At 62.4% G+C, this 18,959-nt stretch carries 19 protein-coding genes; 9 read left to right on the top strand and 10 right to left on the bottom strand.

The window, feature by feature from the left end; translation table 11 throughout:
- Positions 1-3: 3 nt before the first annotated feature.
- From FIU90_RS06370 to FIU90_RS06360, 3 genes are read right to left on the bottom strand one after another with little or no spacing between them, the layout of a single operon-like run.
- A complete protein-coding gene (locus FIU90_RS06370; RefSeq protein ID WP_152434023.1) occupies positions 4-285 on the bottom strand; it encodes an NAD(P) transhydrogenase subunit alpha in 282 nt (93 codons plus the stop codon).
- Positions 286-288: 3 nt separating this feature from the next.
- Positions 289-1,413, bottom strand: coding sequence for an NAD(P) transhydrogenase subunit alpha (locus FIU90_RS06365; RefSeq protein WP_152434022.1), 1,125 nt, complete (start codon positions 1,411-1,413; stop codon positions 289-291).
- A 16-nt stretch (positions 1,414-1,429) separates the two neighbouring features.
- Positions 1,430-1,552 (bottom strand): aa3-type cytochrome c oxidase subunit IV, encoded by a 123-nt coding sequence (locus FIU90_RS06360; RefSeq protein ID WP_172970197.1) that lies wholly within the window; start codon positions 1,550-1,552, stop codon positions 1,430-1,432.
- A gap of 260 nt (positions 1,553-1,812) precedes the next feature.
- Here FIU90_RS06360 and FIU90_RS06355 point away from each other — a divergent pair, with 260 nt between their 5' ends.
- Entirely contained in the window at positions 1,813-3,282 is a 1,470-nt protein-coding gene (locus FIU90_RS06355; RefSeq protein ID WP_152434020.1) for a sigma-54 dependent transcriptional regulator, read from the top strand.
- A gap of 31 nt (positions 3,283-3,313) precedes the next feature.
- Positions 3,314-4,072 (top strand): SDR family NAD(P)-dependent oxidoreductase, encoded by a 759-nt coding sequence (locus tag FIU90_RS06350; RefSeq protein WP_152434019.1) that lies wholly within the window; start codon positions 3,314-3,316, stop codon positions 4,070-4,072.
- Between the two features lie 4 nt (positions 4,073-4,076).
- On the opposite strand, the gene FIU90_RS06345 is transcribed toward FIU90_RS06350, so the two are convergent.
- The 6 genes from FIU90_RS06345 to FIU90_RS06320 form a co-directional block, all read right to left on the bottom strand.
- Positions 4,077-5,300 (bottom strand): alkaline phosphatase D family protein, encoded by a 1,224-nt coding sequence (locus tag FIU90_RS06345; protein ID WP_152434018.1) that lies wholly within the window; start codon positions 5,298-5,300, stop codon positions 4,077-4,079.
- An 83-nt stretch (positions 5,301-5,383) separates the two neighbouring features.
- Positions 5,384-6,499 (bottom strand): dihydropteroate synthase, encoded by a 1,116-nt coding sequence (gene folP, locus FIU90_RS06340; RefSeq protein ID WP_152434017.1) that lies wholly within the window; start codon positions 6,497-6,499, stop codon positions 5,384-5,386.
- Between the two features lie 171 nt (positions 6,500-6,670).
- Complete coding sequence (locus FIU90_RS06335; RefSeq protein WP_152434016.1) at positions 6,671-7,456, bottom strand: outer membrane protein; 786 nt, start codon at positions 7,454-7,456, stop codon at positions 6,671-6,673.
- A 148-nt stretch (positions 7,457-7,604) separates the two neighbouring features.
- On the bottom strand, positions 7,605-8,756 hold the full coding sequence (locus FIU90_RS06330; protein WP_305038600.1) for a site-specific DNA-methyltransferase: 1,152 nt from the start codon (positions 8,754-8,756) through the stop codon (positions 7,605-7,607).
- A gap of 217 nt (positions 8,757-8,973) precedes the next feature.
- Positions 8,974-9,897 (bottom strand): calcium/sodium antiporter, encoded by a 924-nt coding sequence (locus FIU90_RS06325; RefSeq protein WP_152434015.1) that lies wholly within the window; start codon positions 9,895-9,897, stop codon positions 8,974-8,976.
- Positions 9,898-9,924: 27 nt separating this feature from the next.
- Complete coding sequence (locus tag FIU90_RS06320) at positions 9,925-10,545, bottom strand: ribonuclease HII (RefSeq protein WP_152434014.1); 621 nt, start codon at positions 10,543-10,545, stop codon at positions 9,925-9,927.
- On the opposite strand from FIU90_RS06320, the gene FIU90_RS06315 reads away from it, so the two are divergent.
- From FIU90_RS06315 to FIU90_RS06290, 6 genes are all read left to right on the top strand, one after another.
- On the top strand, positions 10,544-11,704 hold the full coding sequence (locus tag FIU90_RS06315; protein ID WP_152434013.1) for a PQQ-dependent sugar dehydrogenase: 1,161 nt from the start codon (positions 10,544-10,546) through the stop codon (positions 11,702-11,704). The two genes, FIU90_RS06320 and FIU90_RS06315, sit on opposite strands and share 2 nt — an antisense overlap.
- Before the next feature lie 42 nt (positions 11,705-11,746).
- Positions 11,747-12,304 carry a GNAT family N-acetyltransferase gene (locus tag FIU90_RS06310; RefSeq protein WP_152434012.1) on the top strand — a complete coding sequence of 186 codons (558 nt, stop codon included), beginning with the start codon at positions 11,747-11,749 and terminating at the stop codon, positions 12,302-12,304.
- 54 nt (positions 12,305-12,358) lie between these two features.
- Entirely contained in the window at positions 12,359-12,919 is a 561-nt protein-coding gene (locus FIU90_RS06305; RefSeq protein ID WP_152434011.1) for a DUF1285 domain-containing protein, read from the top strand.
- A gap of 19 nt (positions 12,920-12,938) precedes the next feature.
- Entirely contained in the window at positions 12,939-13,535 is a 597-nt protein-coding gene (locus FIU90_RS06300) for a CoA pyrophosphatase (protein WP_152434010.1), read from the top strand.
- 11 nt (positions 13,536-13,546) lie between these two features.
- Positions 13,547-14,725 (top strand): CCA tRNA nucleotidyltransferase, encoded by a 1,179-nt coding sequence (locus tag FIU90_RS06295; RefSeq protein ID WP_152434009.1) that lies wholly within the window; start codon positions 13,547-13,549, stop codon positions 14,723-14,725.
- A gap of 251 nt (positions 14,726-14,976) precedes the next feature.
- Positions 14,977-15,564: a hypothetical protein gene (locus FIU90_RS06290; RefSeq protein WP_152434008.1), complete on the top strand. Its 588-nt coding sequence runs from the start codon at positions 14,977-14,979 to the stop codon at positions 15,562-15,564.
- Positions 15,565-15,760: 196 nt separating this feature from the next.
- On the opposite strand, the gene parC is transcribed toward FIU90_RS06290, so the two are convergent.
- The gene (gene parC, locus FIU90_RS06285) at positions 15,761-18,064 is read right to left on the bottom strand and encodes a DNA topoisomerase IV subunit A (protein ID WP_152434007.1); all 2,304 of its coding nucleotides are present in this window, start codon (positions 18,062-18,064) and stop codon (positions 15,761-15,763) included.
- Positions 18,065-18,228: 164 nt separating this feature from the next.
- Between parC and FIU90_RS06280 the strand changes: the two genes are divergently transcribed.
- Positions 18,229-18,795, top strand: a complete 567-nt coding sequence (locus tag FIU90_RS06280; RefSeq protein WP_152434006.1) for a type 1 glutamine amidotransferase domain-containing protein — start codon at positions 18,229-18,231, stop codon at positions 18,793-18,795.
- The last annotated feature ends 164 nt before the right edge of the window (positions 18,796-18,959 follow it).

Below are 18,959 nucleotides of genomic sequence, written 5' to 3'. Positions count from 1 at the left end.
CTCTTACTTCTCCTTCTTCTTGTACATTGCGAGCATGCGTTCGGTGACCGCAAAGCCGCCGAAGATGTTGACGCTGGCCAGCACCACGCCCGCGAGGCCGAGATATTTCGCCGTCGCGCTTCCTGCTTCCGCGCTCGCGATCAGCGCACCGACGATAATCACCGAGGAGATCGCATTGGTCACCGCCATGAGCGGCGTGTGCAGCGCCGGGGTGACCGACCAGACCACGTAGTAACCGACGAAACACGCCAGCACGAAGATCGAGAGAATGCTGATGAAATCCATGTCTTAGGCCCCCTTCAGCCTCTCGTTCACGATTTCACCGCCCTTGGTCAGGCGGATCGCGTCGCCGATTTCCTCGTCGAGTTCGGGTCTGCCCGCTTCCTTGTCCCAGAAGGCGGAGAGGAAGTTGAAGTGGTTGCGCGCAAACAGCGCCGATGCGTCGGCGGCAAGGTGGGCGGGCGTGTTTGCGTAGCCCATTATCTTCACGCCGTGCCTTTCGACCAAGTCGTCCGGCACCGAGCCCTCGACATTGCCGCCCTGTGCGACAGCGAGATCGTAGATTACGCTGCCCTGCTTCATCGTCGCGATCTGTTCGTCGGTAATGAGCACAGGAGCCGCGCGTCCGGGGATCAGCGCCGTGGTGATGACGATGTCTTGCTTGGCGATGTGCTCCGAGACAAGCTTGGCCTGCGCGGCCTTGTACTCATCGCTCATCTCTGTGGCATAGCCGCCGGTGCCCTCGCCCTCGATCCCCTCGACATCCTCGACGAAGATCGCCTTGGCGCCAAGGCTTTCGATCTGTTCCTTGGTGGCAGAGCGAACGTCGGTGGCGGAGACCTGCGCGCCCAGGCGGCGGGCGGTGGCAATTGCCTGAAGGCCCGCCACACCCACGCCCATCACGAAGACCTTGGCCGCCTGCACAGTGCCGGCGGCGGTCATCATCATCGGGAATGCGCGGCCATAGGTGTCGGCGGCGGTCAGCACCGCCTTATAGCCTGCAAGGTTGGACTGGCTGGAGAGCACGTCCATCGACTGCGCGCGGGTGATGCGCGGCATGAATTCCATGCTGAGCGCTTCGAGACCCGCCTTCGCATAGGCCTCGACAAGCTCGCCTTTCTGGAAAGGATCGAACAGCGCCGCGACCCATGCCCCGGGCTTTGCGCCTTCGAGCAGCGCCACCTCGGGTGCCTGAATCGCAAGGACGATATCTGCGTCCTTCACGCACGAAGCCGCATCGCCGATGCTTGCTCCGGCATCGGCGAAGGCATCGTCGGATATCGCTGCATGAGAACCCGCCCCGCTCTCGACTGCGAATTCATTGCCCAGCGCAATGAACTTCTTGACCGTTTCGGGGCTTGCCGCGACCCGCGTTTCGCCGGGCGCGCGCTCTTTCAGTACAGCGATTTTCACGTGATTTTTTCTGCCTTTAGTCCGCGATAAGCATGACGACGATGAGGGTGATGATCGCAATGATCGGCACCGCCCATTTCAGCGCATTCATAAAGCTGCTGTAGGTTGCCTTTGCCTTGTCTATGTCGTGGGTAGCCATGGCGTGAGAAATTCCCTTTGAGTATTTGAACGTAGTTTGCGGCCAATTGGACCGCGGATTTCGCGATTAGGGCCGTATCGCGCTGCGCGCCCGCACTCAAGCCCACTCTTGTGACAGGGCGTGGAAGGACGGTCTGCGCGAAAAAAGCGGCGAAACCGCAATCAGCCTTAATTCCGTCTTTACCCAATCTGCCTACGGTCGTGCGACGTCAAACCCCGGGGCGATTGCCGGGGCGGTGAGGGAATGCGCGGCCTAGGCCTATGTCGGATCTGGATTCGCATATCGAAGCGCCCGATGACGCTCAGGAAGATGAGCGCCATGAATCGCGCCTGGTGATGCTGATCGACGATGAGCCGGCACAGAGCCGCTTGATCTCGGCCATCGCCGCGCGCGATGGCTGGCGCACCGTTATCGCGAAGGATGCCGAAACCGCGATCGCTATCCTCGGCACACGCGAAGGCATGCAGCTTTCCGCGATCCTGCTCGATCAGTGGGTGCCCGGCGACGATGCCTGCTCGCTTATCGCCGAGCTCAAGGAACGCCGCCCGGCGCTTCCGATCCTGATGCTCACCACTTCCTCATCGCCGGTCCTCGCGGTCGAAGCGATGCGTGCGGGCGCGAGCGACTACCTTGTGAAGCCCGTCTCGCCCGACAGGCTGATGGAAGCGCTTCGCACCGTCACCACCCGCGAAACCCCGCGTGACGAGCTCGCACCGCTGACCGAGAAAATGACCGCGACGCTCGATTTCGATGCGATGATCGGCACCGCACCCAAGTTTCGCACCGCGCTCGCCAAGGCGGCAAAGGCTGCGCGCGGACACAGCCATGTAGTGATCGAAGGCGAAAGCGGCACGGGCAAGGAAATGCTGATGCGCGCGATGCACGCCGCCTCGCCCCGCGCAAAAGAACCGCTCCGCATCATCAATGTCGCGAGCGTACCGCCCAACTCTGTCGAATCGGTGCTGTTCGGGCATGAGCCCAATGCCTTTCCCGGCGCCTTCGACCGCCAGATCGGCGCGCTCCAGCAATGCGACGGCGGCACGCTTGTCCTCGATGAGGTCGATCGCCTGACCCCGCATCTCCAGGAGCGGCTGGCCGAAGCCTTCGAAAGCGGCATTGTCCGTCCGGTTGGCGCGGCTCATGGTTTCCGCGTCGATGTACGGCTGCTTGTCGCGAGCAATATCGGGCTTGGCGCGCTGGTCGAAGCCGGCCATTTCGACAAAGCGCTTGCCGAGCGCCTGAGCACCACGGTGATCAGCCTCCCGCCGCTGCGCGAGCGCACTGGCGACATTCCCGCCCTTGCCCGCCATTTCCTTGGCCGGATCGGTGAGCAGCCAGGCCTCCGTCACCTTTCGGTTTCCGACAGCGCTCTGGCGCTGCTCTCCGCCTACGAATGGCCCGGCAATGTCCGGCAGCTGCAATCGGTGCTGTTTCGCGCAGCCGTTTATTGCGAGGGCAACACGCTTACCGAAGAAAGCTTCCCGCAGCTTTCCGAGATGCTCGGCGAGGTCGAAAGCGATCCCCTGTCCGCCACGCACGAAGGTGTGGGCATCATGCTTTACACCGAAGACGGCAACCTGCGTCCGCTCGAGGAGATCGAGGCCGACGTTATTCGCCTTGCCATCGGTCACTATCGGGGCCGCATGACCGAAGTTGCCCGCCGCCTCGGCATCGGGCGCTCGACGCTTTATCGCAAGCTTTCCGATCTCGGCATCGACAACGCGGCTTGATGCACCCCGCGTATCCGCCTAGCGGATCGGCATGACAATTCTCAAAGACTTCGAAGATCGCACCGCGCTTGTCACCGGCGCTGGTTCGGGCATAGGCGCGGCCTGCGCAAAGGCGCTTGCAGAAAGGGGTGCCGCGAAGCTCATCCTCGTCGACGTGAACGCGGACGGCCTCGACGCGCTCGATCTCGATTGCGAGGTGGAGCGCGTGGTCGGCAGCGTCGCCGACGAAGCGCTGTGGCAGGATCTAGAACCCAGGCTTGCCGGCCTCGATCACGCCGTCGTCAACGCCGGGATCGGAGCTGGCGGACCCTTGGGCGAGGTCAGCTTTGCCGACTGGCGGCGTGTGATGGACGTCAATCTTGATGGCGCGTTTCTGACCCTCGCTGCTTCGATGCGCGCGATGAAGGGCAAAGGCGGCAGCGCGGTCGTGGTATCCTCCACCACCGGCGTGAAAGCCATTGGCGGGATCGGCCCTTACGGGGTGTCCAAGGCCGCGGTGGCGCACATGGCTCGGATAGCCGCGCTCGACGGTGCGGCGCAAGGCATCCGCGTCAACGCCATCGCGCCGGGCGGGGTCGACACCAACATCTGGGACTCATCGGAAGACTTCCGCCGCTCCGTTGCAGCACAGGGGCGCGAGGCGACGCTCAAGGCCATGGCTTCGACCACGCCTTCGGGCCGGTTCGCCACCCCCGATCAGATCGCCAGCGACATCCTCTACATGTTGTCCGACGCCGGATCGAATATCACCGGCCACGTCCTCGTCTCGGACGGAGGGTTCACGCTCTAGCGCGTCACCAGCCGACGGTGCGAGTTACCCGCGTTTCGCCTTCCGTCGCGCCGCGCAGGCTCATCGTGAAGGTCTTCGCCGCCCAGTCGATCTCGACGAGACCGAAATTCTCTTCCGAGATGAAATCGGTAAGGCGCTTGGGATCGGGCTCGCGCGCGGTGTTCCGCTCGGTCGATGAGAACGAGTAATTAAGCGAGGAACTGGTGAGCTCCCACACCTGCTCGCCTCCGGCAGCCTCGGGTGTATCGGAGTAGATGCCGCCTGCATGGCGGTCGCCCGAGAGCAGCACCAGCCCGCTCTCCTCGCGGCCCGCGAGCATCGCATAGAGCTTTTGGCGTTCGAGCGGCAGGTTCTCCCACGCCTCATAGTTGTGCGCGTCGGTGATGACCTGGATCGAAGAGACGACGATGCGCAGGTCTGCGGGCTTTGCGAGCTCCTGCTCGAGCCACTGCCATTGGCTCTCGCCCAGCATCGTTTTCGACGCGTTATCGCTGGGTTGATAGGGCCCCAGCGCAGGACGGTTCATCTGATAGGGCATCGTCTCCAGGTCGGACCGGAAAAAGCGGGTGTCGAGCATGATCACCTGCGTTCGTTTACCCTTCTCGCCGAACATGCGGCTTTCGTAGATGCCGGGGCGCGATTTCACTTCGTCCGATGCATTCCAGAAAGTCTCGAAGATAGTCTCGGCCCACCCCTTGAACGCGAAACTGCCGCCGCCGTCGTTAAAGCCGTAATCGTGGTCGTCCCACGTGATCATCATCGGTACCTGCGAACGGAAAGCCGCTAGCTCCGCCGTCTCGGCCTGTACCTTGTAGGCTTTGCGAAGGGTGGTCAGCGCAGCATCGCCGTCCCACCCCTGGTCACCGTAATTGTTGTCTCCGATAAATAGAAACAGGTCCGGGTCGGTCTCGGCAATCGTCGCCCAGTAGGTCTGCGGTCGAAGCTGGTGGTTGCAGCTTCCGAAGGCGAGCCGCGTGATCGTTGCATCGGGCGAGAGCGAAACATTGGCCGGTGCCACCGGCAGATCGACCCGCTTTTCGAGCTTGGCGTAGTAGGCCGCAAGCAGGTCCTCGGCATACATCGGCACATGCCCGTCACCATGCATCGCGCCATGCATGTGGTGCGGTTTCCCCTGAATGTTCTCGCCGTGGTGATTATCGGCCAACAGCGGTGTGGCCGAAATGCCGAGTGCGACGGTTGAAAGGGCGAGAAGCGAGAGGCGGCACATGGGCGAATCCTTTTGTGGAGCGGGGTCAGAGCCCCTCGTTGCGCGCCGCTCATGACGGAATAGCGACGCGCTTGGCAAGTGCCTCAATCGGCCGGCAGCTGCGCGAAATCGGTAAGCGCCGCATCACGCAGGCCGCGCCAGACATTGCGGGCCTGCACCGTCTCCTTCACGTCGTGAACGCGCAGCATGTGTATGCCCGCATCCATCCCCTTCATCGCCAGTGCAATCGAGCCGCCGAGCCGCTCGTGCGCCGCTTCCTCGTTCGAGAGCGCGCCGATCATCCGCTTTCGGCTCACGCCAAGAAGCAGCGGGCTCCCGAGCGCATGGAAAAGCGGCAGCGCATTGATGAGCGCGAGATTGTCGGCGAGCGTCTTGCCGAAGCCGATGCCGGGATCGAGCATTATCCGCTCCTCCGCAATCCCGCCCACGATCGCGCGTTCGCGCGCGCCTTTCAGGAAATCGAACACCTCGCTCACCACATCGACATATTCGCCACCATCGTGGAGATCTTCGCCCGCACCCGGCGCGTGCATCAGGATTACCGGGCAGCCGCTATTGGCGACAAGTTCGACCATACGCGGATCATAGCGCAGCGCCGACACATCGTTGGCGACGTGAGCGCCAGCTTCGAGCGCCGCTTCGAGCACGCCGGCACGCCTCGTATCGACGCTGATTGCGGCCCCCATATTCGCGCAATATTCGACCGCCGGGAGCACACGGTCCTTCTCGTCGCCCTCCCAGGTGGCCGCCGCGCCTGGGCGTGTGCTCTCGCCGCCAATGTCTATGATGGCCGCGCCCGCTTCGAGCATCTGCGCTGCGTGCGCCTGCCCCGCATCGGGCTTTTCGAGGAATTCCCCGCCATCGGAAAAGCTGTCGGGCGTCACATTGAGCACGCCCATAACCTGCGGCTGGTCGAGCCGAATGGTGCGCTCGCCCGCCTGCAAGGGAGCATGGCTTTTCTGGAGGTTCGCCCATTGGCGCTGTGCCTCCGCATGAAGACCGAATTCGATGGCTTCAAGCGCGTCTTCGAACCCGCGCGCACCGAACAGGATGCGCTGTGTTGCCTGCGCACCTTCGCGCACGACAAGCGCAAAGCGGCTGGCATAGGCCATCGAGCCGCCGAGCCGGATCGCCGCGCCGTCTTCGGCCTGCGGCCCGGAGGCTAACGCAATGGGGTGGAGATAGACTGATGCGGTCATGCTGGTCCCTGGCTGGCTTGGAAAGAGAACTCGTCCAGCGCTTTAGAGACAAATGGCGTTCGCTGGAAACTGCTGCGGGCTCGAAGCTGCGTACAAACCGGAGGCCGCCAATGAAAAAGGGGCCGCGCTTCGCCGCGCGGCCCCTCATTTTGCAGGATTATCCTTGACCGGTTAACCGCCGAAGCCGACACGCACGCCAGCCGAGATGATCGACTGCGAGCTCTCGACTCCAAGCGTCGCGGGCACGAGCGTAAGCGGGATTTCCGCTTCCTCGGTGCTGTCGCGCCAGGTGTACTGACCGAAGATTTCGAAATTGTCGGACACTTCGAAGCTTGCGCCCGCCATCAGCTGATAGGCGAATGTGCCATCTTCATCGGCTCCTACAGCCACGCCCGAGGGCATGTAGTCGACATCGACCCACTGATAGCCAATACCGCCGCCGACATAGGGCTTGAACGCGCTGCCGGTGTTGATGTCATAGAACACGTTGCCGAACAGGCCGAAATTGGTGACCTTGCCCTGCCCGTCGGCGATTACTGCACCGACCGTTGGGTTGGCGGGGTCAGCTGCGCCGCGGGTGAGGATCGCAACGTCTGCGCCATCGATGTTCGCACCGCCGACAGTGAGGCCGGTGTGTGTGTCAACGTCGTATTCGGAGTAGGCGACTTCGGCTTCGAGGCGGAAACCGTTTTCGAAGGCATATCCGGCTTGGCCGCTGATCGCGAAGCCGGTGTCGAACTGCGTTTCCCAACCGACTTCGGTTCCAGCTGGAATTGCGCCGAAATCGGGCGTGGCGGGTACGTCGGCGTCGAATTCGCCCGCATTCGAGCTGTCTTCGGGGAGCACGACACCGCCGCTGACACCCACATAGGGGCCATCGGCAAGAGCTGCGGTGGGGAATGCGACGAGCGCCGCAATGGCAATCGGGGTGAGAGAATATTTGTGCTTATACTTCATGAGATTCCTCTTCTCGTTGCCTCGCGCTTAGGGGGGTAGGTGCGCGAGATCAGCGAGATAACGACGAGGAAACATGAATGGTTGCAGGCCGATACGGCGAACCGTGGCGCCTTAACGATAATCAGTCGCAGTAATCGACGAACGGCGCTTAGTCTTCGTTGGCCAGCAAAAAGAGTTGGCGAGCAGCGTCGACGGGTTTGACTTCCCCGCCATTCTCATAGTGCCAGAATGTCCAGCCATTGCAGCTTGGCGCATCCTGCAAGTCTTTGCCGAGCCCGTGGATCGAGCCTGTCTTGCCCTCGTATTCGAGCGACCCGTCTGCGCGTACGGTAGCGATCCAACGGCGTTTTTTGTCGAACACCTGCGTGCCCGGCGGGATCAGGCCGTTTTCGACCAGCGCGCCGAAAGCAACGCGCGGCGCGGCCTTTTTCGACTGCATGGTCTTGAGTGCGCTTTCATCGAGAGGAAGTTCCTTCTCGATCCGCTTCATCGCAACGCCGCGGTAAAAATCCTCGCGCTCGCATCCGATCCATTCGCGGCCGAGGCGCTTGGCGACCGCGCCAGTCGTACCTGTTCCGAAAAACGGGTCGAGCACAACATCGCCGGTTTCGGTCGTTGCAAGCAGCACGCGGTAGAGCAGGCTTTCGGGCTTTTGCGTTGGATGCGCTTTCTTGCCATTTTCCTTCAGGCGCTCGCCCCCTGAACAGATCGGCAGCACCCAGTCGCTGCGCATCTGGAGCTCGTCGTTCAGCGTCTTCATCGCACGATAGTTGAAGTGGTAGCGCGCCTTTTCGCCCATGCTCGCCCAGATCAGCGTCTCGTGCGCATTGGTGAACCGCGTGCCCTTGAAATTGGGCATTGGATTGGTCTTGCGCCACACGATATCGTTGAGAATCCAGAAGCCGAGATCCTGCAGGATCGCGCCCACACGGTAGATGTTGTGATAGCTGCCGATGACCCACAACGCGCCGTCTGGCTTGAGAACCCGGCGCGCTTCGGTGAGCCAGGCGCGGGTGAATTCATCGTAGGCGCGGAAGCTTTCGAACTGGTCCCAGTGATCGTTGACCGCATCGACTTCGCTTCCGTCCGGGCGGTTGAGATCGCCGCCGAGCTGAAGGTTGTAGGGCGGATCCGCGAACACGCAGTCGATCGAATTGTCGGGCAGCGAACGCATGGCCTCGATACAGTCGCCATCTAGGATCGCGCCAAGCGGCAGCAGCGCTTTCACATCTGGGCGCGCCTTTTTCGGTGCCTTTACAGCACCTTTGGTCTGCACCTTCGCATTCTCCATCACGCCCACTTGAAATTCCCTGATAGCAACTACCCAAACTTATCCACAGGGTGAGTCCAAGCGGACTCCCCGTCAAGCAGAGATTCTGAAGCGCTATGGTTAACGCGGCGTAAAGCATCCCGTGCGCTGTGCAGAACGAAAGGGGATCGGCACAATATCTTGAGTCCGATTGGTTGAGCCGGACTCGATATGAAGGGGTGTTGCGCGAAAGACTCGCTGGCGCGATTTAGCTGAAAACGAGAACGATGTTGCCGACGAATGCGGCGACCAGCAGCGCTCCGAGCGCCCGTCCGATCCGCTTTCCCCGCCACAGCAGTATGAGCAGCAGCACCGCGCTCGCCGTCAGCAGCGCCATCTGCAGTCCGACCAGATCGAATGGCAACGCAAAGGGCGCGATGCTCATTGTGGCGCCGCCGATCAGCAGGATGTTGTAGATATTCGAGCCGACAACGTTGCCGAGAGCTAGACCCGGCTTTCCGCGCAGCGCCGCTGCGATCGAGGCAGCGAGTTCAGGCAGTGACGTGCCGACCGCGACCACCGTGAGCCCGATCACGGTTTCGGGAACGCGGAAGATCGTCGCAAGGCTTATCGCACCAGTAACCAGGGCGTTGCCTCCGCCCACAAGGATAGCAAGGCCTGAAACGAACAGGAGCGCTGCGACCCATGCCTTGCCGGGAGCCTCATCTCCATGGTCGTCTATCGGTGCCTGACCCGGATGGCGGTAGCGCCAGACAATATAAACCAGAATGAGGCCAAGCAGCCCGATCCCGATCCAGCGTCCGCCAATCTGCGACCAGATCAGCAGCCACAGCAGCAGCGTCGCTGCCAGCGCCACGACCGCATCGCGCCGGCCGACACCTGTGAGCACGATCGGCATCACCAATGCCGACACGCCGAGGATCAGCAAAGTGTTCGCGAGGTTCGAGCCGACGATATTGCCCCATGCGATCTCGGGCGAACCGGCCAGCGCGGCCTGCACGCTGGCAACCATTTCCGGCATCGAGGTCGCAAAGCCTACGATCACGAGGCCAGTAAAGAGTGTCGAGACGCCAAGCTTTCGGGCGATGCCAACAGCGCCCCGCACCAGAAGTTCGCCGCCGATGGCTAGGCCTGCAAGGCCGGCAAGGCTGAGAAGAATCGCTTCGAGCATGGGATGCGCGCTTAGGCGATGGCCGCTCTAGAGCAAAGTGGCTTGAGCGACCGGTGCGAAGGAATGGCGGTGCATTGGAGTGGGACCATGCACGCGCAACGCCTCCATATGCTCAGCGGTTCCATATCCCTTGTTCCGCTCCCAGCCGTAATGCGGATGCACCTCCGCCGCCGCGATCATCAACCGGTCGCGCCACTCCTTCGCGATGATCGATGCTGCGCTGATCGCTGGTTCGATCCCGTCACCGCCGACGATTGCGCGCGCTCTCCAGCGCCATGCAGGGCGCCTTCCCTCCGGTGTCATGTTGCCGTCGATCAGGACCTCGCATTCGCCGCTGCATCGTGCCGTGAGATCTGAGACACAACGGGTCATCGCCTCCATCGTCGCCTGGAAGATATTGAGCCGGTCGATCTCTTCAGGCTCGATCACCGCGACCGCCCAACGGCAGCTTGCCCGTATCTCTTCGTCGAGCGCCGCACGCCTCTTGGCGGATAACTTCTTGGAATCGTCGAGACCCTTGGGTACGTCTTCGCCCAGCACCACGGCTGCGGCTACGACCGGTCCCGCCAATGGCCCGCGGCCCGCTTCATCGACACCGATCAAGAATCGGCCGGCATCGATCTCACTTTCGGGAGTTAGCAATTCCATGACCCAATTTCCCAAACTTCCGCTCGCACTTTCCCTCCCCGCCCTTGCGCTCGCAAGCTGCGCTGCCGCTGAATCGGGGGATAGCGCCCAGACCACTCCTGCCGGCGATGCCGACTTCACTGTGACAGAGATGGGCGAGTTCGAACGCCCCTGGGCCATCGAATTCGCGCCGGGCACCGGCCTGCTGTTCGTCAGCGAAAAAGCCGGGACGATGAAGTTCATCGACACGGCAAGCGGCCGGATGGGTACGGTCACCGGCGTTCCGGAAGTCGAATATGCAGGCCAGGGCGGCTTTGGCGATATCGCGTTCCTGGAATCCGAAAGCTCTGACAAGCTTGGCAGCCGCACGATCTATCTCAGCTGGGCCGAAGCGGGCGAGGGCGACACGGCTGGTGCGGTAGTCGGGCGCGGGACGCTGACCTGCGAAGTGGCCGATGCATGCGCAATCGAAGGGCTCGATGTAATCTGGCGGCAGGCCCCGAAGGCGACCGGACGCGGGCACTATTCGCACCGCATTACCTTCTCGCCTGACGGTGAATATCTGTTCGTCGCGAGCGGCGACCGGCAGAAGCTCGATCCCGCGCAGGACACCGAGAACACGCTCGGCACCATCGTCCGCCTCAATCTCGACGGCACGCCCGCCGCGGGTAATCCGATGGCAGACGCAGGCGGGGTGACGGCGGAGATATGGTCGTACGGCCACCGCAACATCCTCGGCATCGACTGGGACGCGCAAGGGCGCCTGTGGGAAATCGAACATGGTCCGGCAGGGGGCGATGAACTCAACCTCGTGCGCGAAGGTGCGAATTATGGCTGGCCGACGCGGTCCTATGGCAAACATTATAGCGGCGAACCGATCACCGATCACAGCGAGGACGATGGCTTCGTGAAGCCCGCTGCGCACTGGACGCCGGTGATCGCGCCGGGCGATATGATTATCTATTCGGGCGATATGTTCGGTCCCTGGAAAGGCGATGCGCTGATCGCGGGTCTCGCCGCCCAGGCGCTCGTCAGGGTGACGCTAGACGGAGAGGACGCGAGCGAGGCCGCGCGTTACAAGTTCGACAACCGCATACGGTCGGTCGAGCAAGGCCCCGATGGCAGCATCTGGATCGCGGAAGACGGCCCCGGCGGACGCGTCCTCAAACTCAGCATGTGATTTTGCTTGGGATAGTGCCGCGAAATCTCTAACGCGCGCGCCATGGCTAGCGAGGCTGCAACCCTGATCCCGCTATCGGCGGTGGAACCCGGCATGATCGAAGAGGTTCTCGACCGCGCCTTCGGGCCGGATCGCCACGCCCGAACGGCATATCGCATTCGTGCAGGGATGGACTGGCTGGAGACGCTGAGCTTTGCCGCACTCGACGAGGGCGAGTTGTTGGTCGGCACGATCCAATGCTGGCCGGTCGCTCTGATCGACAACGATGGCAATGCCGTCCCGCTGGTCATGGTTGGCCCCGTCGCGGTGCTGCCCGAGCGGCAGGGCGAAGGCTTCGGCCACGGGCTGATGGCGGCGATGCTCGATGCAGAAGCGAGAATGGCAGCGAACGGATCGCCCTCTTTCCCGCAAGTCCTGATCGGCGACCCCGATTATTACAGCCGCTTCGGCTTCAACGCGAATTCGACGGGCGGCTGGCGATGCCCCGGCCCTTATGAGCCGGAGCGCCTGCTGGCGCGCGGCGCGGCGCTATCGGCCATGCCGGAGGAGGGCGTACTCGGACCGTGGAACCCTGCGGGCGGGATCGCCGGACGGGACTGAATTACCACTGAGCCTTGGCGGGAACGCAGGTCTCTGGCATCGCGTTGTCAGATCATGCCCTACGAACCTCCCCCCTATCTCGCCGAACTGAGGCTCGCTGAAATTGCCGAGCAAGTCGCACAACGCAAACTGCCACCTGTCGAAGGCTGGAAGCCCGAAGTGGTGGGCGAGAGCAATATGCGCATCGCCGCCGATGGCACGTGGTTTCACGAAGGCTCGCCGATCCGCCGCCCGGCAATGGTTCGCGCGTTCTCCGGACTCCTCACCCGCGATGAAAGCGGCGCCCACTGGCTTGTGACCCCCTTCGAAAAGCTCAGCATCGAAGTCGACGACGCCGCCTTTGTTGCGGTCGATTGCGTCATGCGAGATGGAGAAATCGCGTTCCGGCTCAACACCGACGAACTGGTCGTTGCCGGACCCGAAAATGCGATCCGCGCGGCGGGCGATCACGACACGCCGGCCATCTATCTCCATGTCCGGCGCGGCTGCGAAGCGCGGCTCAACCGTTCGACCTACGAACAACTTGCCCAGATTGCGATGGACGCAAACGGAGACGATCTGGAACACGGCCTGATGGTCCACAGTCAGGGCGCGATGTTTTCGTTGTTGCCCTGAACATGGCACCCGCACGCGCATGAGCACCCTTTTCGAACGCCTCAAGGCTTCCTTCGATGAAGGTCACGCGCGCGACGTGGGCGGCCTCCTGACCGACGCGCAATTCTCCGATGGCCGTGCGACACCGGCCGCGGTCCTGATCGCGGTGACCGAACGCGATGACCCGGGTGTCATTCTGACGCAGCGCCCTCGCGACATGCGCGGTCATCCGGGTCAGGTCGCCTTTCCCGGTGGCAAGATCGATCCGGGCGAAGACGCGGTGACGGCAGCGCTGCGCGAGGCCGAGGAGGAGCTTGCGCTCTCGCGCGAGAAAGTGCGCGTGATCGGCGCGAGCGACCTCTATCAGACCGGTACAGGCTTTGCCGTAACCCCGGTTCTCGGCGTAGTGCCCGATGGTCTGGAACTCGTGCCCAACCCGACCGAAGTGGAAGCATGGTTCGAAGCGCCGCTTGCGCTGCTGCTCGATCGGAGTAACTGGACCACCAACGAAGTGTTCTGGAAGGGGGCGAACCGGCGCTATCTCGAAATGGACTACGAAGGTTTCAGGATCTGGGGCGTGACTGCTGCGATCATCGCCAATCTATCGCGCCGGATAGCGCTGGAGGGACTGGTGTGAGCGCTGCTGACTTGCCCGGTTCCCTGGAAACTGCCGACTGGCCGCGCAGAGCGGGGCTTGCCGCGCTAACCGAGGCGCTAGGCGCAGAACAGATCCGCTGGGTCGGCGGCGCCGTGCGCGACACGCTGCTCGGTGTGGAAGTGCAGGACGTGGACTGCGCGACCATGCACCTGCCCGACGCGGTGATCGACCTTTGCGCCAAGGCAGGCATTCGCACGGTGCCCACAGGGGTAGATCACGGTACGGTGACGGCGATCCTGGAGGACGGACCGGTAGAAATCACGACGCTGCGCCATGACGTCTCGACCGACGGAAGACGAGCGACAGTCGCTTTTGCGAGGAACTGGAAAGACGATGCCGCCCGGCGCGATTTCACGATAAACGCGCTATACGCACATCCCGAGACCCTGGAAATCTCGGATTACTTCTGCGGACTCGATGACCTCGCAGCGCGCACCGTGCGCTTTATCGGCGACCCGCGGCAGCGTATCGCCGAGGATCATTTGCGCATCCTTCGGTATTATCGGTTCCAGGCGCGCTTCGGGTCAGAACTGAACCCGGAAGCCGAAGAAGCATGCAGCGAGCTGGCCGAAACGCTCAAGGGTCTCAGCCGCGAACGCGTTTCGGACGAATTGCTCAATTTGCTCGCTCTGCCTGACCCCGGCGAGACAGTGGAGCGCATGCACAATCGCGCAGTGCTGCGCGTGATCCTGCCCGAAACCAGCCTCCGCCAGGTCGAGCTGATGCGCGATGTCATCACGCGCGAGGCCGAGCAAGGTTTCCCGCCCGATCCGATCCGGCGCCTGTCCGCTCTCCTCCCGCCTTCGCCCGATGTCGCCGAAATCGTCGCAGCCCGGCTGCGTCTCTCGAAAGCGCAGCGCGGCGTACTGGTTTCGACTGCCGAGCGGCTCGACAGCGATGCCGACAATCCGAAAGCGCTCGCCTATCGTGAGGGCGTTGACGTCGCGATAAACCGTCTGTTGCTGATTGGATCGGATGCGCGGGTGCTGAAGAGATGGGAAGCCCCCTCCTTCCCTATCAGGGGTCGCGACATCGTTTCACGCGGAATCGCCGCTGGCCCCGAAGTGGCCCGAATTCTCCAATCGGTCGAGCGACAGTGGATTGCGGAAGGTTTTCCAGAAGAGGTGCGCGTGCGCGAAATCCTCGAAAAGGAGCTGAAATCGCTTTGACGTTTACGTTAAGGCGAGCTTCACTTGCGCTTTCCCATAAGGGCACCACAGGTCGCGTGCTTGTCACGTGGCCCAGGAGCCCGTAAGGGAGCCAACCGCGCGTTTCGCACATTATTAGGGTGCGCGCTTTCCATCGCTATCGGTGTCCACATTGTGGTCCAGCCCCGCCGGACCGGACATCGCTTATGTGAGCGCTGCCCTCCCGTTTGCGGCGGCCATCCGACGAGATTGAACAACGGAGAGTTTGAGTTATGAAGTTTGCAAAGCTGGCTATCCTCGCCACCGCCATGGCGGCGACCCCGATCGCAGCTACCGCCCAGGATCCCGGCACGACCGTCTTCAGCCAGGTTGACGGCACCGAAGTAGGCGTTGTCGAAAGCAATGACGGAGCCACAGTCCTCGTCGACACCGGCACCTACAAGGCGCCGCTGCCGAGCAACCTGCTTGCCGAGCGCGAAGGCCAGTGGACGATCAACGCTACCAAGGATCAGATCAATGGGATGATGGCTGCGCAGGAAGCCGAAGCCAACGCCAAGCGTGACGCAGCGCTCGTCGAAGGCGCCGCCGTGATGAGCGCAGACGGCCAGCCGGCAGGCGTCGTCTACACGGTCGACGATGCAGACACCGCGATCGTCAAGAGCGATGCGGGCATCATCACCCTTACCCGCGACGCTTTCGCAGTCGACGCGAACGGTAACCTGATGGCGCTCTATTCGGCTGAACAGCTTGCGGCAAACACCGTTGAGGTGCCCGAAGGCGCGGAAATCCTTACCCCGGCACAGGCCGAGGCAAAGCAGGCCGCAGCAGCCGGCGAAACCGCTGACGATGCTGCGATGTAAGGCATAGGCCAACCAAACGAACAAGGGGCCGGCGGGAGCGATCCTGCCGGCCCTTTTTTTGTTTTGCGCCCTCAAACACGGTTCAATTGCGACGTAGCTGAAGGAAAGCGGAGCACGCTCGCGACCGCGACCGCAGGGCCGCCCGGCATTCAGACCGCGTGAGCGAGGAGAGCGCGCGCCGGTGGGCGCGCAGAAATCAGAATCTGTTGTCCTTGGGAAAGCCCTGGGGTGGCAAGCGTCCGGCCGCGCCGCGAGCGACTTTCCATTGCCAGATCTCGTTTTCCGTGCGGGTGCGCTCGCCTGAACCGCCCATCTGCCAGCTGAGGCCGTCTCCCAGCTTGAACGTTGTCGCATCGCTAAGCCCGCCGTCGCGGTATCGTTGCAGCATCACTCCCTGCCCGCGCGTCATGACCGGCATTTCCTCGAGGTTGAAGACGATCAGCTTGCGGTTTTCGCCCACGCACGCGACGTGATCGTCACCCTCGCCGATCTCGCGGATTACGCGCAGCTCGGCATCGCCTTTCAAGTTGACAACTTGTCGCCCTTTTCGCGTTTCGGCGAGCAGTTCGTCGGTCTCCGCGACGAAGCCCTTGCCGATGCTGGATGCGAGCAGCAGCTTGCCGCCTTTCTTGTGCACCAGCATTCCCACGATGCCGGTATCGGCCTCGAGGTCGATCATGCTGCGCACCGGTTCGCCAAACCCGCGCGCGCTCGGCAGCTTGTCGCAGCCCAATGTGTAAAACCGCCCATTGCCTGCCGCGATCAGCAGTTTGTCGGTCGTGTGCGCATGGGCGATGAAGGCGAGCTCGTCGCCCTCCTTGTATTTGAATTCCTGGTCGAGCGGGACATGGCCGCTCGCGGCGCGGATCCAGCCCTTCTGCGACAATATGACCGTGACCGGTGCCTTTTCGATCATCGCATCCATCGAGAATTCGACCGTGGCTTCGGCTTCCTCGATCCGGGTGCGGCGCGCGCCGAGCTTGGTATCCTCGGCATAATCCTTGCGCAGTGCGCGCAGGTCCTTCTTGAGCCGCGTGCGCTGGCGCGCCGGGCTATCGAGCAGCTTGGTAAGGTCGTCCTGCTCTGCCAGCAGTTCGTCCTTTTCCTGCCTGAGCTGCATCTCCTCGAGCTTGCGCAAGCTGCGCAGCCGCATGTTGAGGATCGCCTCGGCCTGCCGGTCGGTGAGCTTGAATTCCTCCATCATCACCGGCTTGGGCTCGTCCTCGGTCCGGATAATCTCGATCACGCGGTCGAGATTGAGGAAGGCGATGATGTAGCCCTCGACGAGTTCCAGTCGCCGCGCGATCTGGTCGAGCCGGTGCCGCGTGCGGCGCTGGAGGATCTCGATCTGCGATGCGGTCCAGTGGCCCAGCAGTTCCTTCAGCCCCATCACCATCGGTGTGCGCGTCGCGTCGAGCACGTTCATGTTGAGCCCGAAACGGGTTTCCATATCGGTGAGCTTGAAGATCGATTCCTTCAGCAGTTCGGGATCGACATTGCGGCTCTTGGGCACCAGCACGATGCGGATCGTCTCGTCGGATTCGTCGCGGACATCGTCGAGGATCGGCAGCTTCTTGTCGGCAATCGCCTGCGCGATCTGCTCGATCAGCTTGCCCTTTTGCACCTGGTAAGGGATTTCCGAGATCACGAGCTGCCACTGGCCGCCGCCGAGCCGCTCGATACCGGCTGCACGGTCTTCGGGCTTGTCCGCCTCCGGAGCCTCGAACACGCCGCGCACGCGGAACGATCCGCGCCCGGTGGCATAGGCTTCGGAAATCGCCTCCTTGCTGTCGATAATCTGCCCGCCCGTGGGGAAATCCGGCCCCTGGAACAATTCCATCAGGCGTTCGTGCTCGACATGCGGATTGTCGATCAGTTCGAGCGTCGCGTCGATGATCTCGGCGACGTTGTGCGAAGGGATATTGGTCGCCATGCCCACAGCGATCCCGCTTGCCCCGTTGGCAAGCAGGTTCGGGAACAGGCCCGGCATCAGTTCGGGTTCCTGCTCCTCGCCGTTATAGGTCGGGATGAAATCGACCGTGCCGGCATCGAGCCCGTCCATCAGCTGCATCGCCGTCTTGGTCAGGCGCGCTTCGGTGTAGCGGTAGGCGGCCGCGTTATCCCCGTCGATATTGCCGAAATTCCCCTGCCCCTCGACCAGCGGATAGCGCAGCGCAAAATCCTGAGCGAGGCGGACCATCGCGTCATAGGCGGCGGTATCGCCGTGCGGATGGTATTTGCCGATGACCTCGCCGACGACGCGGGCGCTTTTCTTGAACGTGCTCGTCGGGTCGAGCTTGAGCTGCCGCATGGTCCACAGCAGGCGGCGGTGGACCGGCTTCAGCCCGTCGCGCAGGTCGGGCAGCGAGCGAGCCGTGATCGTCGAGAGCGCATAAACGAGGTAGCGTTCGGAAAGAGCGGCATCGAACGGTGCATCGACAATTGCGTCGAATTCGTCCTTGGGCGGCTCGGAATCGTCGTGAATTTCGGTTTCGGACATGCCCCCCGCTTAGCAAGCGTCGCGCGCGGGCGGGAGGGTCATTTCCACAGGGAAACGCGCCCCGGCCCGTTCTGTCGAAGCCGAACAACGCCTTGCCGTGCGCGCCGGAACGGCCCCTGCACCGATGCGTTGAATAAACAACACGCAAACAAGGAGATAGACCGATGAAACGCATTCTGATCATTGCCACCGACGGCTTCGAACAGTCCGAATTGATGGAGCCGAAAAAGCTTCTGGAGGAAGCCGGTGCCGAAGTCACCGTCGCCAGCCTCGACGATGGAGAGATAAAGGGCTGGAAAGACAAGAACTGGGGCGACAGCGTGAAGGTCGACCTCACCGTCGATGAGGTAGCCGAAGGCGATTATGATGCGCTGCTGCTGCCCGGCGGACAGATGAACCCCGATATCCTGCGCATGAACGATACCGTCATCGATCTAATCAAGCAGTTCGATGGCGCGAACAAGCCGATCGCCGCGATCTGCCATGCGCCGTGGCTCCTTGCCGAAGCCGGGATCATCGACGGCAAGACCGTCACCGGCTGGCCCTCGATCCGCACCGACCTCAAGAACGCAGGCGGCGAAGTCGTCGACAAGACTGTAACGGTTGATGGCAATCTCATCACCTCGCGCAATCCGGACGACATTCCAGCCTTCACCAGCACGCTGATGAGCGCGCTCAAAATGGGCGAGAAGCTCGCAGAGAACGGACAGCGCATCCCGGAAAACGCCTGATACGTATTTAGAATGATACCAGTCATGGCCTCCCGTCATTTGGCTGGTTCAGGCCCCGTCGCACTTGATAGTGCGGCGGGGTTTTTCTTGTCTTATCTTCTCCTTACCTCGATATTGATATGTTGTAACATTGATCACGGTTGCATTGTGGCGAAAATGTGGCA

It is taken from the genome of Erythrobacter sp. THAF29 (assembly GCF_009363635.1).
GTDB lineage: Bacteria > Pseudomonadota > Alphaproteobacteria > Sphingomonadales > Sphingomonadaceae > Erythrobacter.
The sequence above is the reverse complement of the archived record's forward strand: the minus strand, read 5'-3'. Positions and strand labels throughout refer to the sequence as shown.

Excerpts from the sequence above, each read along its gene's own strand:
- FIU90_RS06370 (WP_152434023.1), bottom strand. The coding sequence starts at position 285 with ATGGATTTCATCAGCATTCTCTCGATCTTCGTGCTGGCGTGTTTCGTC.
- FIU90_RS06360 (WP_172970197.1), bottom strand. The coding sequence starts at position 1,552 with ATGGCTACCCACGACATAGACAAGGCAAAGGCAACCTACAGCAGCTTT.
- FIU90_RS06355 (WP_152434020.1), top strand. The coding sequence starts at position 1,813 with ATGTCGGATCTGGATTCGCATATCGAAGCGCCCGATGACGCTCAGGAA.
- FIU90_RS06350 (WP_152434019.1), top strand. The coding sequence starts at position 3,314 with ATGACAATTCTCAAAGACTTCGAAGATCGCACCGCGCTTGTCACCGGC.
- FIU90_RS06345 (WP_152434018.1), bottom strand. The coding sequence starts at position 5,300 with ATGTGCCGCCTCTCGCTTCTCGCCCTTTCAACCGTCGCACTCGGCATT.
- folP (WP_152434017.1), bottom strand. The coding sequence starts at position 6,499 with ATGACCGCATCAGTCTATCTCCACCCCATTGCGTTAGCCTCCGGGCCG.
- FIU90_RS06335 (WP_152434016.1), bottom strand. The coding sequence starts at position 7,456 with ATGAAGTATAAGCACAAATATTCTCTCACCCCGATTGCCATTGCGGCG.
- FIU90_RS06325 (WP_152434015.1), bottom strand. The coding sequence starts at position 9,897 with ATGCTCGAAGCGATTCTTCTCAGCCTTGCCGGCCTTGCAGGCCTAGCC.
- FIU90_RS06315 (WP_152434013.1), top strand. The coding sequence starts at position 10,544 with ATGACCCAATTTCCCAAACTTCCGCTCGCACTTTCCCTCCCCGCCCTT.
- FIU90_RS06320 (WP_152434014.1), bottom strand. The coding sequence starts at position 10,545 with ATGGAATTGCTAACTCCCGAAAGTGAGATCGATGCCGGCCGATTCTTG.
- FIU90_RS06310 (WP_152434012.1), top strand. The coding sequence starts at position 11,747 with ATGGCTAGCGAGGCTGCAACCCTGATCCCGCTATCGGCGGTGGAACCC.
- FIU90_RS06305 (WP_152434011.1), top strand. The coding sequence starts at position 12,359 with ATGCCCTACGAACCTCCCCCCTATCTCGCCGAACTGAGGCTCGCTGAA.
- FIU90_RS06300 (WP_152434010.1), top strand. The coding sequence starts at position 12,939 with ATGAGCACCCTTTTCGAACGCCTCAAGGCTTCCTTCGATGAAGGTCAC.
- FIU90_RS06290 (WP_152434008.1), top strand. The coding sequence starts at position 14,977 with ATGAAGTTTGCAAAGCTGGCTATCCTCGCCACCGCCATGGCGGCGACC.
- parC (WP_152434007.1), bottom strand. The coding sequence starts at position 18,064 with ATGTCCGAAACCGAAATTCACGACGATTCCGAGCCGCCCAAGGACGAA.
- FIU90_RS06280 (WP_152434006.1), top strand. The coding sequence starts at position 18,229 with ATGAAACGCATTCTGATCATTGCCACCGACGGCTTCGAACAGTCCGAA.